This is a genomic window from Tropicibacter naphthalenivorans (assembly GCF_900176475.1).
GTDB lineage: Bacteria > Pseudomonadota > Alphaproteobacteria > Rhodobacterales > Rhodobacteraceae > Tropicibacter > Tropicibacter naphthalenivorans.
In genome coordinates this window covers 97,267-113,296 of record NZ_FWXX01000010.1, presented here as the reverse complement: position 1 = coordinate 113,296, position 16,030 = coordinate 97,267, and the positions used below count along the sequence as shown (strand labels likewise).

Genomic DNA, 16,030 nt, shown 5'->3' with positions numbered 1-16,030 from the left:
CGAACGGAAGCAGTCACTGAGCGTGGCAGAACAGCCCGACACAACCGCCATTGCCCCAAGCACAAAGACGCGAGGGGTCAAGTCCTTCAGGCCTCCTCGGGGCGGCGCTCCGAGCGCGCCTCGGATTTGGCAGTGTCGTGGCTGTGGCACGATTTGCCCATCATCTTGTGCATGACAAGGTGCGCACCGACGCATAGCACCAGCGGCGCAAAGGCCAGTGCATTCGATCCCAGCCCCGACAATGTGCCGCCGCCGATGAAATATCCGGCGATCGGCAGCAGCATCACGGCGCAGCAGGCCATCATGCCCCAATGCATCAGCTTTCCTGCGCCCCTGGCAGAGTGCCTGTCATCCTTCATCGCCCAATCCTTTCGCGGTGTCGTCGATGGCGGTTATGCCACCCTCCGGCAGCGGAAGGTCAAGGATACAAACAGATACATTTCTCTGGCCCTGCTGCGATTGATGTGTGCGGCCCGGCCTGTATCTATCATTGCCAAAGTTGACGGAGGGTATGACCATGACCAGACAGAAACAGACGCGTCGCGCCGTTCTGCGCGCGGCCATGGCCTCTGCCGGTCTGATCGGAGCGCCGGGCATCCTGCGCGCCGCCGGGGATGTGCAACGGCGCAACATCTCGGCATTTCGGACCCATGACTGGCATGACCATTTCGATAACCTTGGCAAGGGCATCATCATCGCCGACACCGCCAGCAAGATGCTGCAGCACTGGACTGCAGAGGGTGAAATGCGGATCTATCCGACATCGGTTCCGCTGACGGATGAACTGACCAAGCGTGGCTACACCGAAGTCGTCGAAAAACGCAAGAATCCCGGCTGGGCGCCGACCCCGTCGATGCGCGAACGCAACCCGGAATGGCCCGCATATGTCGAGGGCGGCGACCCGACCAATCCCCTGGGAACACGGGCGCTATACCTGTCATGGACCTACTACCGGATCCACGGAACGCAGGACACGCGCAAGATCGGACGCAAGTCCTCGAACGGTTGCATTGGTCTCTACAACCGACAGATCGAAGAGGTCTACGACCGCGCGCCGCTTGGCACACAGGTCAAACTGATCTGAAATCAAACAAGCAGGACAGACAAGATGGACAAGTTGACGGGCCTGATCGGGGTCGTTCTGATCGGTGGTGTCGCGGCACTGGGATGGCAGGTGTTTGGCGCGCAGGACGCGCCGCAAGGGCATTCGATGGTGCCGCCGGACACCAGCAATATTGCTGAAGGTGCGCCCATTGCCGAGGTCTCTCTTCCCGATGACCTGTCGGCCAGTGCAAAGCTGGGCAAGACCATGTTCGAAGCGGCCTGCGCCAAGTGTCATGGCGATAACGCCGCAGGACAGAACGGCATCGCGCCGCCGCTGGTCCACAAGATCTACGAGCCGAACCATCATGGCGACATGGCCTTTCTCATGGCAGCCAAGAACGGCGTGCAATCTCATCACTGGAACTTCGGCAACATGCCGAAAATCGACGGCGTGACCGACGGCGACGTCAAGATGATCGTCGCCTATGTGCGGGAATTGCAGCGGGCGAACGGGATCAACTGATGCGGGTTCGGGTGGGACTTCGGCTGTGTCTGGTGTTGCTCTGCACGATGGTGCTGGCGTCGCTTGGCGTGACCGAGTTCGACCCGCATCCCGAAAGCCGCCGGATCGCCTCCGTCGAGGACCATGTGCATGATTCCGAGGCACAGGGCCATTGCCACCCCGGTATCGACTGCGCCCCTGCGGTGATCTTCCTTGCGCTTCATATGCCGGAGGTCACACCTGTTCGGCTCGACACGCCACGGCTTTCGGAGGCTCGGTTGGACGAGGGTTGGCGCTTTACCGATGATCCACCCCCGCCGCGATATCGTGTCTGATGACTCAGCTGAAAAACGATCAACGGAGACATGAGACTATGAAAAAAACGACTTTGACCGCCGCCATCCTGATTGCCGGCACCACCGTGACCGCACTTGCCCATGGCAGCGCCACAGGCATCGTCAAGGAACGCATGGAGGCCATGATGGCGATGGGAAAGGCGGTGAAAACCGTCACTCCCATGATGCGCGGCGAAACGGCCTATAACGCGGAGGCCCTGCGCGCCGCCGCCCTCACCTTTCAGGCCCATGCCGGCAAAGCCCTGACAGAGCAATTCCCCGAAGGCAGCGGCGGTGCCCCGTCGGAGGCCAAGGATGAGATCTGGCAGGACTGGGCCCGCTTCACTGATCTGGCTGACCAGTTGGAAACCTATGCGCGCGGGCTGGAATTGGCGGCGGCCAACGGTCTGGGAAGCGATGGCAGCATGGGCGCTGGTGCCATGATGGGCGGGAGCAGCATGATGGGGGGCGGGTCCATGATGGGCGACTCAGCCGACATGATGAGCGCTGAGGCCATCGGTGCCATGCCCGCCGATGCGGCCTTCAACATGACCACGCAGGTCTGTTCCGCCTGCCATGCGCGCTTCCGCGCCGAGGATGACTGACCATGCGTCGCATCCTTATGGGCGCGGCGGTGCTGGGCACGGTCGCGCTTGCGGGGGTGGTGTCGCTGGTCGTCTGGCCGGTCGGCGCTGCCACCGTCCCGATCACCTTGTCAGGCAATGTTGATCGCGGTGCCTATCTCGCACGGGCCAGCGGCTGCATCTCTTGCCACTCGAATTTCGAGGCAGGCGGTGCGCCTCTTGCGGGCGGCGCGCCGCTGGATACGCCTTTTGGCACGTTCCACCCGCCAAATCTGACCACTGACCCGGTCAGTGGCCTTGGCAACTGGACGGTCGAGCAATTCGCAAGGGCGGTCCGGCAGGGGGTCGGGCCAAACGGAACCCCGTATTATCCGGCCTTTCCCTATGCGTTTTACGCGGACTTCACCGATCAGGACATCGCCGATCTCTGGGCGGCGTTCCAGACGGTGCCGCCCGTTGCAGACCCTGCGCCCGATCATGTGGTGGGGTTCCCCTTCGATCAGCGTTGGGGGCTGAAACTGTGGCGCGCGGCCTTTCTCCACGACCCGGACACCCGGCCGGTCGAGGGCCGCAGCGACGCATGGAACCGGGGACGGGAACTGGTCCGCGGCCCAGCCCATTGCGGTGCCTGCCATACCCCCCGCAATCTTGCCGGGGGGCGAGACCTTGCTGCACGGTTCGCCGGAAACGCGGCTCTGCCCGGCGGCAGCAAGGCACCCTCGATTCAACCGCAGGCGCTGGAAGAGGGCGGCTGGACGGTTTCGGCGCTGGCGTATGCGCTGGAAACCGGGTTGACGCCTTCGGGTGATGCCTTTGGTGGAAGCATGTCCGAAGTGGTGCGCGAGAACACGCGCTTCATGACACCCGAGGACCGGACCGCCATGGCGACCTACCTTCTGCAAGGCGAAGACGGCGGGCAGACGGACTGACACGAGACGGGCGGGGGCCACGGTGGCCCTCGTCCCCTGCAAAGGACACAAGCGTATGACATACACGCGGCGCACTTTCCTTGCCCTCGCGGGGGCGGCGGCGGGTCTGGGCCTGCCACTGCGGGCGCAGTCCCTCAGCGGTGCCATACCTCTGGTCACGCGCGAGGCCAGCCTGCAACTGCTGCCCAATGGTTACCCGCAGACGCGCATCTGGGGCTATGACGGCGCGGTCCCCGGCACCGAGATCCGTGTGCCGCAAGGCGCGCGCGTGCAACGACAACTGGTCAATGACCTGCCCGAGGCCACCTCCGTGCATTGGCATGGCATCCGCATCGACAACGTCATGGACGGTGTGTCGGGCCTGACGCAGGACGCGGTGCGGCCGGGCGAGACCTTTGATTATGACTTCACCGTGCCGGATGCCGGAACTTATTGGTATCACGCGCATAACCGATCATACGTGCAGGTTGCGCGCGGACTGCGCGGTGCGTTGATCGTCGAAGAGCCTCATGCCCCTGACGTGGATCGCGACGAGGTGCTGATCCTCGACGACTGGCTGATCGACCCTGAAACCGGTCAGATCGCCGACACGTTTGACCAGCCGATGATGATGAGCCACGGCGGGCGAAGCGGGAACTACGTCACCACCAACGGTCAGTATAATCTGACCCTGACGGCACAGCGGAACGACCGACTGCGGCTGCGCCTGATCAATGCCGCCAACGCGCGCATTTTTGCGCTGCGGCTACAGGGGATGACGGGCTGGACCGTCGCACTTGACGGGATGCCCTTGGCACAGCCGCAGCCGGTCGCGGACACGCTCCTGCTGGGTCCGGCGCAGCGGATCGACTTGTTCGTCGACATCACCGCCGCGCAGGGCGAACCGGCGGCGCTGTTGAATGTCGATACCAATGAACCCTTTCCGCAGGTGGCCTTTACGGTGACGGGGCAGGGTGCGCAGGTGGCTCGCGCCGCCCCCGCCGCGTTGCCACCCAATCCGCGAATGGATTTGCTCGATCTGGCCAATGCCACGCCAGTCAAGCTGTACATGTCGGGCGGCGCGATGGGACGGATGAACGCGGCGGTGCTGAACGGTGAACGCAAGGGCTTTCGCCAGCTCGCGGCAGCGGGCTATTTCTGGGCGTTGAACGACGTGGCGAATATGCCCGACACGCCCTTGACGACGCTGTCGCGGGGCGACCACGCGCGGGTCGCGATCACCAATGACACCGTATTTCCCCACGCCATGCACCTTCACGGTATGCACTTCCGTGAGGTCACCCAAGGTAAGACAGGATCGATGCGCGACACGCTGCTGATCGGCGCGAACGAGACCCGGGAAATCGCCTTTGTCGCGGACAACCCGGGCAAGTGGCTCTTCCATTGCCACATGCTTGAACACGCCGCGTCCGGCATGACCACATGGTTGGAGGTCACATGAAGGGGTCAGTATCCATCATCGGGGCCGCGCTGGTTCTGGCGCAGACCGCATTGGCCGACACGCCGGATATCGCCGAAGGCGAGGTCTTGTATGCCGAGAATTGCGCCTCTTGCCACGGGGCCGAGTTGCAGGGGCAGCCCGACTGGCGCGCGCCCGGCCCGGATGGCCGACTGCCTGCCCCGCCGCATGACGAAACCGGCCACACCTGGCATCACAGCGACCGCGTGCTGTTCGGCTATACCAAGCTGGGCGGCAAGGGCTTCATGGCACAGCAGGGCATGGAGTTCGATAGCGGCATGCCCGGCTTTGACGACCGACTGAGCGATCAACAGATCAGGAACATCCTCGCCTACATCCGCTCCACCTGGCCAGACCGGACCCAGCAGGTGCAGGCCGAACGCAGCAAGGCCGACATGGAAAACGGAGACAACTGACATGACATTCAAAACCCCCATACTTGCTCTGGCGCTGGTCGCGCTGACGCCGTTGCCGACCCTGGCGCAGGATCTCGACGAGGCGCGGATCAAGGAGCTGGTTCTCGAAGCGATACGCGAGAACCCGGAAATCGTGATGGAAGCGGTGGCGATCCTTGAGCAACGTCAGGCGGGCGCGCAGGCCGATGCGCAGGCGCGTGCGCTGGACACACAGCGCGAGTTGATCGAGAATGACCCGAACGCCCCGGTGCTGGGCAATCCCGACGGCGACGTGACCGTGGTCGAGTTCTTTGACTACAACTGCCCCTATTGCCGCCGCGTGAAACCCGAGGTCCGCGCGCTCATCGACGCGGATCCGAACATCCGTCTGGTTTATCGCGAATGGCCGATTCTCGGCGACGGCTCGGTCTTTGCCGCAAAGGCTGCGCTGGCGGCCCGCAAGCAGGGAAAATACGAAGACTTCCATTGGGCGATGATGGGTAACGAAGGCCGCGCCGAAGAGGCCAGCGTGCTACGCGTGGCCGAAGAGGTGGGTCTGGACATCGAGCAATTACGTGCCGACATGGATGCCCCGGAAGTCGAAGACCATATCGCGACCTCGATGCAGTTGACGCAGGCGCTTGGGTTCAACGGCACCCCGTCTTTCGTGATCGGCGACGCATTGGTGCCCGGTTTCGTTGAAACCGACCAATTGGCCAAGCTGGTTGCCGAAGCGCGCCAAGCCGCTGAATGAATGTGCGCTGCCCGCGTCCATGCGCGGGCAGCGGTGTCGCTCAGGCTGCGGTGGACTCGTATCCGGCGTCCTTGATCGCAGCCGACAGCTGATCGGCGCTGAGCGCGCTGTCGATACGCACCGTGCGGGTGTCCAGATCGCAGGCGATCTGCGCCGCCGGGTCTGCCGATTTGACCGATTTCTCGATGGCCGAGGTGCAGTGGCCGCAGCTCATGTCGGGAACCTTGAAGTCCATGTTCATACCTTTCCGGATTTTGACTGACAGGGAGATAGAGGTTCCAGCGGGGGGAAGGTCAAGATGGTCGGAGCGGCGCAGAAATTTATTTTCGGCCCTTGACCCTCCAGTGACTGGAAGCCCTATCTCTGCCGCAAGATCAAAGCGAAGGAGCCCCCCATGTCGGACCCGATTCCCCTGACCCTGTCTGTCGAAGGCATGTCCTGCGCGTCCTGCGTGGGCCGCGTGGATCGCGGACTGTCGACTCTGGAGGGCGTGAGCGACGTGTCGGTGAACCTCGCGTCTGAATCGGCGCGGATGCAGGTGGACAGCCCCGACCGCGCGGGCGAGGTCGTGGCTGCGCTGGCCGATCTGGGCTATCCGGCGCGCACCGGGCGGGTGACGATGACCGTCGAGTCCATGTCCTGCGCGTCTTGTGTCGGGCGGGTGGATCGTGCGCTGGCGGCGGTGCCGGGCGTGCTGGAGGTCAACGTGAACCTCGCCGCCGAAACCGCCACCGTCACCTATGCCGAAGGGGCCGTCACCCCGGCCCAGCTGGTCGCGACCAGCACGCAGGCGGGCTATCCCGCCCGGCTGGCCGAGGCCACCGACACCGAGGATCGCAGCACCCGCAAGGCCGAAGAGGCCCGCGCGTTGTCGCGGCGCATGGCCTTTGCCGCGGCGCTGGCGCTGCCGGTCTTCATCGTGGAGATGGGCGGGCATGTCTTCCCGGCCTTTCACCACTGGATCAACGCCACCATCGGCCAGCAGACCAGCTGGGTGCTGCAATTCCTGCTGACGACCCTCGTGCTGGCCGGGCCGGGGCGGATGTTCTACGCCAAGGGCATCCCCGCATTGCTGAAGGGCGCGCCGGACATGAACAGCCTTGTCGCGGTGGGCACCGGGGCGGCGTATATGTATTCGGTCGTGGCGACCTTCTTGCCGGGGCTTTTGCCCGACGCCCTGCGTGCCGTCTATTTCGAGGCAGCGGCGGTGATCGTCGTGTTGATCCTGCTGGGCCGGTTCCTTGAGGCCCGCGCCAAGGGGCGCACCGGTGCCGCCATCGAGAAACTGCTGGGGTTGCAGGTCAAGACCGCGCGCGTGCTGCGCGGCGGCGAGACCGTGGAAATCCCGGTCGAGGAACTGGCGCAAGGGGACATCGTTCTGGTCCGCCCGGGCGAGCGTATTGCCGTCGATGGCGAGGTGACAGAGGGCGCCAGCCGTGTCGATGAAAGCATGCTCACCGGAGAGCCGGTTCCGGCGGCCAAGGCCATTGGCGACAGCGTGACCGGCGGCACGGTCAACGGCACCGGCAGCCTGACGGTCCGCGCGGGGCGCGTCGGGCAGGATACGACGCTGGCGCAGATCATCCGCATGGTCAAAGAGGCGCAGGGGGCAAAGCTGCCGATTCAGGGCTTGGTCGACCGCATCACCCTGTGGTTCGTCCCCGCCGTCATGAGCGTCGCTGTGCTGACCGTGCTGGTCTGGTTGGTCGTCGGGCCGCAGCCCGCGCTGACCATGGCTTTGGTGGCGGGTGTGTCGGTGCTGATTATTGCCTGCCCCTGTGCGATGGGTCTTGCCACGCCGACCTCGATCATGGTGGGCACGGGGCGCGCCGCCGAACTGGGCGTGCTGTTTCGCAAGGGTGACGCGTTGCAGGCGCTGGATGGCGTGCAGGTCGTGGCTTTGGACAAGACCGGCACCGTGACCGAGGGTCGCCCGGAATTGACGGACCTCGTGCTGGCGCCGGGCTTTGACCGCGCCGGGGTGCTGCCCGTGGTGGCCGCTGTCGAGGCGCAGTCCGAGCACCCGATCGCCGAGGCGATCGTGCGTGCCGCACAGGCCGAGGGGATGACCCTGCCGCAGATCGCGGGGTTTGCCTCGGTCACGGGCTACGGTGTGCGCGCCGAGGTCGAGGGCCGGGAGGTGTTGATCGGTGCCGACCGCTTGATGACGCGTGAAGGTGTGGATGTCAGTGCCTTGGCGGATCGCGAGGCGGAACTGGCGGAGACTGGCCGCACCGCGCTGTTCGCCGCCATCGGCGGGCAGGTCGCGGCGGTGATCGGTGTGGCCGATCCGGTGAAACCCGCCAGCAAGGCGGCCATCGCCGCCCTGCGCGCCAAGGGGCTGACCGTCGCCATGATTACTGGTGACAAGCAGGCCACGGCGGATGTCATCGCCCGCGAAACCGGCATCGATCATGTCGTCGCCGGGGTGCTGCCCGATGGCAAGGTCGCCGCGCTGGAGGCCTTGCGCCAAGGCCGCCGCGTCGCCTTTGTCGGGGATGGCATCAATGATGCCCCCGAGCTGGCCCATGCGGATGTGGGCATTGCCATCGGCACCGGCACCGACGTGGCCATCGAATCCGCCGATGTGGTCTTGATGTCGGGCGACCTGCGCGGGGTGGTCAACGCGGTCGAGGTCTCGACCCGGACCATGCGCAACATCCGCGAGAACCTGTTCTGGGCCTTCGCCTACAACACCGCGCTGATCCCGGTGGCGGCAGGGGCCCTGTACCCGGTCTGGGGTGTGCTGCTGTCGCCGATGCTGGCGGCGGGGGCGATGGCGCTGTCCTCGGTCCTTGTCCTGACCAACGCGCTGCGCCTGCGCCGCGTCGCGCCCGCGATGTCGGAACGGGCCGATCCGGCCCGCAGCGGCGCGGCGCCCGTGGCCGCCCCGGCGGAATAAGGAGGCAAGAATGAACATCGGAGACGTCGCCCGCCAATCGGGCTTGCCACCCAAGACCATCCGCTATTACGAGGATATCGGGCTGATCCGCCCGCAGCGCAGCGAAAACGGCTATCGCAGCTTCCGCGAAAGCGACCTGCACAAGCTGGCCTTTCTGGGCCGGGCCCGCGCGCTTGGCTTCACCATCGAGGATTGCCGGACGCTGATGGCGCTGTATGAGGACGATCACCGCGAAAGTGCGCAGGTCAAGGCGGTGGCCGAGGAACACCTGCGGCAGATCGATGAGAAGATCGCGCAGCTGCAATCCATGCGCGCCACCCTCGACACGCTGATCCACGCCTGCGCCGGGGATCACCGCCCCGACTGCCCGATCCTTCAGGATCTGGCGCGCAGCGACGCGAACCAAGCCTGACGTGCAAGCGCGCCCCGCAACAGGGGCGCGCAGCAGTTTCACTTCGACAGTTCGGTGACGGTCAGTTTACCGTTCACCCGCTCTGCAAGGAAGGTGATCCTGGCACCCTCGCTCAAACCGTCGAGCATGGTCGGATCAGACAGATCGAACACCATCTTCATGGCGGGCATGTCGAGATTTTCCAGCGGGCCGTGATCGATTGTGACCTTGTTCCACTTGGTGTCGATCTTGGTTACGGTCCCCGAGGACATCGGGTGGTCGCCCTCAGCCAACGCGGCCCCGGCTGCAAGGATCATGGCGGCGGACAGTTTCAGAAGTTTGTTCATTTTGGATTTCCTGTGGATTGAAGATCAGTTGACGATAAGGGCGCCGTGCATGCCGCCCTCGTAGTGGCCGGGCAGGAGGCAGGCGAATTCGAACTTGCCCGCTTTGTTGAAGGTCCAGAGGATGTCGGCCTCTTCGCCGGGATCCAGTCGTACCGAGTTCGGGTCGTCGTGTTCCATCTCGGGGAACTTTGCCATCAACACCTTGTGCTCGGCGTTTTCCGCCATCGTGTCCATGACGAACTCGTGGGTTTCCTCGCCCATGTTGACGATGTGCAGACGGACGGTTTCACCCGCCGCAAAGACCATGTCAGCCGAGGGTTCAAAGACGAAAGGCGCGTCCTTGTCGTAATCCTCCCGCATGATGACGTCGATCGTGCGGGTGGGTTCATGGCCGTGCATGGCGGGCATGCCGACGGCCATCTGCCCGCTGCCATGTCCGGCGTCTGCCAAGCCCGGGACAGGGGCCAGGGCGGGCGCCATGGCCAGCCCCAGTATCAGAAGTGCAGTTCTCATGAGCGCGTTTCTCCTGTGCTCTTGCATCAACCCTGCCGCACGCCGCCGCGCGGCGTGATCACGGTTTTGGGGCTGGTGTTGCTTGCGTGTTCGGGCAGCTCGCCCGTCCATTCGTAGGCTTCGGTTCCGGGCGGGTTCTGATACCAGCCGGGATCGCTGTAATCGTCGCGGTCGATGCCCTCGCGGACCTTCACGACACTGAACATGCCACCCATTTCCAGCGGGCCATGGGGTCCCCAGCCCGCCATCATCGGGATGGTGTTCTCGGGGATTTCCATGGACATCTCGCCCATGTCGGCCATTCCGGCGGTGCCCATCGGCATGTAACCGGGCTGATGGCGGCGCATCATCTGGGTCAGTCGGGTCTTGTCGGCACCGATCACCGTGGGCAATTCATGGCCCATGGCGTTCATCGTGTGGTGTGACTTGTGGCAATGGATCGCCCAGTCACCTTCGTGGATTGCGTCGAATTCATAGGCCCGCATGGCACCGACGGGAATGTCGATGCTGACCTCCGGCCAGCGGGCTGTTTCGGGCACCCAGCCGCCATCTGTACAGGTGACATGGAAGTCGTAGCCGTGCATGTGGATCGGGTGGTTGGTCATCGTCAGGTTACCACAGCGCACCCTCACCCGGTCGCCCTTGTTCACCACCAAGGGATCAATGTCAGGGAAAATCCGGCTGTTCCAGGTCCACATGTTGAAGTTGGTCATCTCGGCCACGCGCGGGATGTAGGTGCCGGGATCGATGTCGTAGGCCGCCAGCAGAAACGCAAAATCCCGATCCACCGGCATGAAGGCCGGGTCGCGCGGATGCACGATGAACAGGCCCATCATGCCCATGGCCATCTGCACCATCTCATCCGCATGCGGGTGGTACATGAAGGTGCCGGACTTGGTCAGGTCGAACTCATACACAAAGGTCTTGCCCGGCGGGATCGCGGGGTGGCTGAGGCCACCGACGCCGTCCATCCCCGAAGGCAATATCAGCCCGTGCCAATGCACGGATGTGTGTTCCGGCAAGCGGTTGGTCACGTAGATGCGCACGCGCTCGCCCTCGACCGCCTCGATGGTGGGGCCGGTGGATTGGCCGTTATAGCCCCACAGCCGCGCCATCATGCCATCCGCCATGATGCGCTCGACCGGCTCGGCGACGAGGTGGAATTCCTTCACGTTGCCGTTCATCCGCCACGGCAGGGACCAGCCGTTCAGCGTCACGACCGGGTTATAATCCAGTCCGGTCATGGGACGGTCTGGCACCTGCGTGTAGGGGATGTCGGTAAAGGCGGCCTCTGGCAGGTCGCGGAAACGGGTTTCCGCGGCGGCGGCCGAGGCCAGCACGGCACCGGCACCGGCGGTCAGCCCGGCGCCCAGCAATTGACGACGGTTCATCATTCTTCCCCTCCTTTGGACAGGGTTACGGATCCGCCCCAGATCGCGGCGGTCGCTTCGGTTTCGGCGAGCCAGTAGTCTCGCTTGGCCTCGGCGGCGGACAGCCGGGAGTCCAGCCCCTCCTGCGCGTCGGCGATCAGTTCGAAGGTAGAGGTCAGCATGCCGTTGTAGGACAGCAGCGCCTCTTCATCGATCTGGCGGCGCAGCGGCAGTACCTGGTCGCGCCAATGTCGCGCGATGTTGTGCCGCCCCGTGACCGCCTTGTAGGCCATGCGCGCGTCCGACCGCGCGTCGATGGCCTGCTGTGCAAGGGTGTTCGCCGCCTGCAGGTAGGCCATGCGGCCGCGTTTCGACACCAGCGGGCCAGTGTCATACAGCGGGATTTCGAAATCCAGCGCCAGCGCGGGCGTGGCCTCGGTTTCGCCGTTCGCGCGCTCCAGCTCGACCCCGGCGACCAGCGCCGCGTCGGACACCATGCGGGTCTTGCCGGTCAGACGATAATCCAAGGCGATGGCCTGCAGTTCCAGCTTGCCCGCGGCCAGGTCGACGCGGTTGGCCAGTGCCTGCTGCTCAATGTTGCCTGCCGCGCGCGGACCGCGCGGCAGGGCGGGCAGCGCATCGGGCACGTAGACGGTGGTGGCGCTCCCCCACAGACCCATCAGGCGCAGCAGCTTTTCCTTGGCCAGCTGTGCCTCCAGCCGGGCGGCGGCGCGTTCAGCCGCCAGTTCTGCGGTAAAGGCATGTTCGCGCGCCTGGTCGGCCTTGTTCATGGCGCCGGTCCGGCCCAACTGCACCGCCAGCTCCGATGCGGCCTCGGCCGTGCCGTGGGTCTGTCCGATCAGCGCGGCCGCCTCGAAGGCCCCGACCGCTTCGATCCAGGCGCGGCGGGTTTCCACGGCAAGGTCAATGGTTTGTGCCAGCGCCGCCAGTTCCGCCTGGCGAAAGCGGACTTCGGCCAGCTGGGTACGCGGCTTGGTCGTTGCAAGATCCAGAAGCGCGCCCGCCACGGTCGCCTCGAGCGTGCGGGTCACGTCACCCGCCAGGCCCGAAACGGATACGCCGAGCGTGGGCACCGGGCCCATGGCCACCTCCCACAGGTCCGTCGAAGACAGTCCCAGCTCGGCAAAGCTGGCCTGAAGCGCGCGGTTGTTGATCAGCGCGACCTGCACTGCGGTATCGGCGCTGATCGTCTTGCCATGGACCAGGGCGTGCACGCGCCTTTCCGTGGCCTCGATATCGGCAGCGGACTGGTTCCAAACGGGCACAGCCCCGACGGCCTTGCGGGCGCCCTCTTCGACGCTGACGAAACCGGCACGGTCGGCCTTTGCGCGCTCGATTACAGCGGGATTGGCGCAGGCTGCCACCAGCAGCGCCGCGCCGAGCATCAACGGCAGTTTCATTTGCCGCCCTCCCGCTGTGCATCGTTCAGGCTGCGCCAGTCAGCGGGTTCTTGAAGCCGGTAGCCAAGATAGGCCACATTCGGTCCAGGTTGCGCCATGGTCGCAGGCGGCGTCACAGACGCGGCCGTCAACCCAGGCGCGGTGTCAAGCTCGGGAAGTGCCGCACAGGCACCCACGAGCAGCGGCAATCCAGCCGCAATAGCAAGTTTCACTGGTAGTCCCTCGTCGTGTCAGATGCAGTTATCCGCAGGCGAATCGCCGCGGCGGGGCTGCATCAGGCACGTGGGGGGCGCTGCAAACCTTCGGGAATTGCGGTGATGACAAGCGAAGCTATGTCCCAGGACCGGATCGACACTGGAATGGCGCGCGGCGCCTCCGCATCCGCTGACCGTAGATCGCCGAGGACGCAAATATGCGATGCGCAATGATCCGTAGCGTGATCAACCGCGTGGTCCGTTGTTTGACTGGCGTGGTCGTGCGCCTGCTCAATGGTCGCCTCGTGTCCGTCGCACAGGATCATCGCGGACGCGTTGGACGGCATCAGGGCCATCGCCAGAAAAAGGGCGACGACCTGAAATTTGACCAGAAGTGCGCGAATCCAGTGAGACATTCGTGAATCGATAAGCGAGAAAACGACACCCGGCAAGTCACCAAAACGTGTGGCCAAAATTTCCGTGCCGAGCATGTAGGCGCGGGAAAAAAGGCATTTTTCAGACCATCACCCGAACAGTGCCTTGCTGCCCATCCACAGGCCCATGGCGATCATCATCAGGTTCTCGGTCAGCGACACAAACCCCAAGGGCACTTTCGACGACCCGCCGACGCAGGCGCATTTCAGCGCGCGCTTGTCGATGTAGACAGCCTTGAAGACGCTGACGGCGCCAACCGTGCCGATGAACAGCGCGACCGGGGCCGACAGCCATGTCAGGGCTCCGGCGGTCATCAGGATGCCCGCCAACGCCTCGCCGAACGGGTAAACCTTGCCGTAGGGCACCCAGCGGCGGGCGAGCAGGTCGTAGTTCAGGAACATGGTCGAGAAACTCTCGACGTCCTGCAATTTCTGGATCGCGAGGATCGTCATCGACAGCGAAATGAACCATTCCAGCGCGCGCAGCGTCAGGACCGTGCCGTATTGGTGCCACGACAGCCCCAGCGCCAGCAGCGCCGCGACGGAAAAGATCGCGATGACCGGCTGGTAGCTGGTGTCGCTTTGTTCGTCCTTGGGCGGGTCGAGGTCGAAATGCACACGCAGGTCGTCATAGCCGCCGATCCGCACACCGTCGATGAAGGTCTGCGGCGTCGTTTCGACCCCGTGCTTTTCCATGAACGCGTCGGTTTCTTCGCGCGTTGTCAGGTGGTGGTCATCGACCGTATAGCCCTGACGTTCCAGCAAGTCCTTGGATTTCAGGCCAAACGGGCAAAGATGGTCGGGCATGACCATCCGATACAGCGTGGCGGTTTGCGTTGTATCCTTGGGCATCATTGACCTCCTTCGCAGGTATATTGGCCGCGGAACCCGGCGGAGTAATCCGGCCCGGCCGTGACGATCAGATCGGTCAGGTCATCACCCTTGTGCAGTTCGGCACTCAGCGGGTCGGCGGCAAAGCCGTCACCCTGCCGGTCAAGTCGCACGAGGTCGCCGCTGATCTTCATCACTGCCGCGTCCTTGCCCACGGCCAGAACGGCGGGGCTGGTGGCGGTGTAGGTAAACCGGCAGGTGGCACCTTCGGGCAGGGCCTTGGTGATGTCGTCGGCGGTCAGGAATTCCGGGTCGACGGTGGCGGTCACCTCGGTCGACAGAGCCTGTCGGGCGTCGACCACCTCGGGCGCGGCGGTCTCGCCGGTCGGATCAGCCTCGCCATTGGCCGAGATATCGGCGATCAAATAGCGCATCTCGGCGATTTCCTTGTCCTGCGCATAGACGATGGCCTCGGCCAGTGTCGCCACGCGCGGATCGGTGATCTCGGCCCGCGATGAGGTCATGATGGCAATCGAATGGTGCGGGATCATCGCCCGCATGAAGGACCGGTCCTGCACCGTGACCTGACTGCGCACCAGCCAGAGCGACAGCGCAAAGACCACGACGGAGCCCACGAAGATGCCCGCGTTCAGCGCCTTGTTGGTGTACATCGACAGCATGAAGGACAGCATGACAAAGGCCATCGTGGCCCCCATCAGCACAGCCATCCAAGCCCGCGTTTCCGAAAAGAAGACGTGCCCCAGAAGGTAGGTGTTCAGATACATCAGCACGAACATCACCAGCGTCGACGTGCCGATCATCAGGAAAAATCTGGAATACTTCATCAATCCTCTCCCGCTTGGCTCACATGTGAAGCAAACGCCCTTCCAGCGCTGGAGGGTTCCGAAATGGCGCGAATTCCGTGCTTTCGGGGAAACAGGCCCGCCTGCGCAGGGCAGGATCACGGGCATTTGACTGGGCGCAGGCATTGCGGGCTGGCCTGCTGAAACGCATGCGAGAACAGGAGATGTCATGACTGGATATACACGCCGCACGATCATAACGGGGCTGGCCATGGCCTTGGCCGCGCCGACGCTGGCGCGCGCCCATCAGGTCACATTGCCCGACCACTTCAACCCGACGGCCGTGCAGACCGGTCGCACAGACTGGCTGCCTGGGGACATCCACGTGGTGCCAGACGAGTTCCACCTGTATCTGATGGGGAAGGACGGGGCGGCGATCCGGTATGGCGTGGGCGTCGGGCGCAAGGGGCTGTACGAATCCGGCGTCTTTACTGTCGCGCGCAAGGCCAAGTGGCCGTGGTGGCGCCCGACCCAGTCGATGATCCGCCGCGATCCGGGGAAATATGCCAAATACAAGAACGGCATGAAGGGCGGCCCGAACAATCCGCTCGGCGCAAGGGCGCTGTACCTGCATGACGATCAGGGGCGTGACACCTATCTGCGCATCCACGGCACCAATGCGCCCTCGACCATCGGCAGCGCCGTGTCCAACGGCTGCGCGCGGCTGACTAACGAGCACGTCAAGGACCTGTATGAACGGGTCGAGATCGGCGCCCGCGTCACCCTGCACCCCAAGGTGACGACCGCGTGAGGCCCCGGCGG

Annotated in this window: 20 protein-coding genes; 11 read left to right on the top strand and 9 right to left on the bottom strand. The window is 64.4% G+C overall.

Going from position 1 to position 16,030, the window contains the following annotated elements:
- Positions 1–86: 86 nt before the first annotated feature.
- On the bottom strand, positions 87–359 hold the full coding sequence (locus B9A11_RS17595; RefSeq protein ID WP_058249071.1) for a DUF2933 domain-containing protein: 273 nt from the start codon (positions 357–359) through the stop codon (positions 87–89).
- A gap of 152 nt (positions 360–511) precedes the next feature.
- Here B9A11_RS17595 and B9A11_RS17590 point away from each other — a divergent pair, with 152 nt between their 5' ends.
- Genes B9A11_RS17590 through B9A11_RS17560 form a run of 8 tightly spaced genes read left to right on the top strand, consistent with a single transcriptional unit; the run spans position 512 to position 6,002 of the window.
- Positions 512–1,084 carry a L,D-transpeptidase gene (locus B9A11_RS17590; RefSeq protein ID WP_058249070.1) on the top strand — a complete coding sequence of 191 codons (573 nt, stop codon included), beginning with the start codon at positions 512–514 and terminating at the stop codon, positions 1,082–1,084.
- A 24-nt stretch (positions 1,085–1,108) separates the two neighbouring features.
- A complete protein-coding gene (locus B9A11_RS17585; RefSeq protein WP_058249069.1) occupies positions 1,109–1,567 on the top strand; it encodes a c-type cytochrome in 459 nt (152 codons plus the stop codon).
- Entirely contained in the window at positions 1,567–1,881 is a 315-nt protein-coding gene (locus B9A11_RS17580) for a hypothetical protein (RefSeq protein WP_058249068.1), read from the top strand. The genes B9A11_RS17585 and B9A11_RS17580 overlap by 1 nt, the downstream gene beginning before the upstream one ends.
- A gap of 38 nt (positions 1,882–1,919) precedes the next feature.
- Positions 1,920–2,486, top strand: coding sequence for a c-type cytochrome (locus B9A11_RS17575; RefSeq protein ID WP_058249067.1), 567 nt, complete (start codon positions 1,920–1,922; stop codon positions 2,484–2,486).
- Positions 2,487–2,488: 2 nt separating this feature from the next.
- Positions 2,489–3,394, top strand: a complete 906-nt coding sequence (locus B9A11_RS17570) for a c-type cytochrome (protein WP_058249066.1) — start codon at positions 2,489–2,491, stop codon at positions 3,392–3,394.
- A gap of 55 nt (positions 3,395–3,449) precedes the next feature.
- Positions 3,450–4,835 carry a multicopper oxidase family protein gene (locus B9A11_RS17565; RefSeq protein WP_058249065.1) on the top strand — a complete coding sequence of 462 codons (1,386 nt, stop codon included), beginning with the start codon at positions 3,450–3,452 and terminating at the stop codon, positions 4,833–4,835.
- The gene (locus B9A11_RS21220) at positions 4,832–5,269 is read left to right on the top strand and encodes a c-type cytochrome (RefSeq protein ID WP_106268390.1); all 438 of its coding nucleotides are present in this window, start codon (positions 4,832–4,834) and stop codon (positions 5,267–5,269) included. Before B9A11_RS17565 ends, B9A11_RS21220 begins: the two co-directional genes overlap by 4 nt.
- A 1-nt stretch (position 5,270) precedes the next feature.
- Positions 5,271–6,002 carry a DsbA family protein gene (locus B9A11_RS17560; RefSeq protein WP_058249063.1) on the top strand — a complete coding sequence of 244 codons (732 nt, stop codon included), beginning with the start codon at positions 5,271–5,273 and terminating at the stop codon, positions 6,000–6,002.
- Positions 6,003–6,042: 40 nt separating this feature from the next.
- Here the strand turns inward: B9A11_RS17560 and B9A11_RS17555 are convergent, their stop codons facing one another.
- Complete coding sequence (locus B9A11_RS17555) at positions 6,043–6,237, bottom strand: heavy-metal-associated domain-containing protein (RefSeq protein WP_058249062.1); 195 nt, start codon at positions 6,235–6,237, stop codon at positions 6,043–6,045.
- 159 nt (positions 6,238–6,396) lie between these two features.
- Here B9A11_RS17555 and B9A11_RS17550 point away from each other — a divergent pair, with 159 nt between their 5' ends.
- Positions 6,397–8,904 carry a heavy metal translocating P-type ATPase gene (locus B9A11_RS17550; RefSeq protein WP_058249061.1) on the top strand — a complete coding sequence of 836 codons (2,508 nt, stop codon included), beginning with the start codon at positions 6,397–6,399 and terminating at the stop codon, positions 8,902–8,904.
- Positions 8,905–8,914: 10 nt separating this feature from the next.
- Positions 8,915–9,316 (top strand): Cu(I)-responsive transcriptional regulator, encoded by a 402-nt coding sequence (cueR, locus tag B9A11_RS17545; RefSeq protein WP_058249060.1) that lies wholly within the window; start codon positions 8,915–8,917, stop codon positions 9,314–9,316.
- Positions 9,317–9,354: 38 nt separating this feature from the next.
- On the opposite strand, the gene B9A11_RS21925 is transcribed toward cueR, so the two are convergent.
- From B9A11_RS21925 to B9A11_RS17510, 7 genes are all read right to left on the bottom strand, one after another.
- A complete protein-coding gene (locus B9A11_RS21925; protein WP_058249059.1) occupies positions 9,355–9,642 on the bottom strand; it encodes a copper-binding protein in 288 nt (95 codons plus the stop codon).
- A 24-nt stretch (positions 9,643–9,666) separates the two neighbouring features.
- Complete coding sequence (locus B9A11_RS21920; RefSeq protein WP_058249058.1) at positions 9,667–10,155, bottom strand: cupredoxin domain-containing protein; 489 nt, start codon at positions 10,153–10,155, stop codon at positions 9,667–9,669.
- 26 nt (positions 10,156–10,181) lie between these two features.
- On the bottom strand, positions 10,182–11,549 hold the full coding sequence (locus tag B9A11_RS17530; RefSeq protein ID WP_058249057.1) for a multicopper oxidase family protein: 1,368 nt from the start codon (positions 11,547–11,549) through the stop codon (positions 10,182–10,184).
- Positions 11,546–12,946 (bottom strand): TolC family protein, encoded by a 1,401-nt coding sequence (locus B9A11_RS17525; RefSeq protein WP_058249056.1) that lies wholly within the window; start codon positions 12,944–12,946, stop codon positions 11,546–11,548. The genes B9A11_RS17530 and B9A11_RS17525 overlap by 4 nt, the downstream gene beginning before the upstream one ends.
- 274 nt (positions 12,947–13,220) lie before the next feature.
- Entirely contained in the window at positions 13,221–13,631 is a 411-nt protein-coding gene (locus B9A11_RS17520) for a hypothetical protein (RefSeq protein WP_058249055.1), read from the bottom strand.
- 33 nt (positions 13,632–13,664) lie between these two features.
- Positions 13,665–14,426, bottom strand: a complete 762-nt coding sequence (locus B9A11_RS17515; RefSeq protein WP_186009227.1) for a glutaredoxin family protein — start codon at positions 14,424–14,426, stop codon at positions 13,665–13,667.
- Complete coding sequence (locus B9A11_RS17510) at positions 14,426–15,250, bottom strand: DUF305 domain-containing protein (protein WP_186009226.1); 825 nt, start codon at positions 15,248–15,250, stop codon at positions 14,426–14,428. Before B9A11_RS17510 ends, B9A11_RS17515 begins: the two co-directional genes overlap by 1 nt.
- Before the next feature lie 187 nt (positions 15,251–15,437).
- Here B9A11_RS17510 and B9A11_RS17505 point away from each other — a divergent pair, with 187 nt between their 5' ends.
- Positions 15,438–16,019, top strand: a complete 582-nt coding sequence (locus B9A11_RS17505; protein ID WP_058249054.1) for a L,D-transpeptidase — start codon at positions 15,438–15,440, stop codon at positions 16,017–16,019.
- The last annotated feature ends 11 nt before the right edge of the window (positions 16,020–16,030 follow it).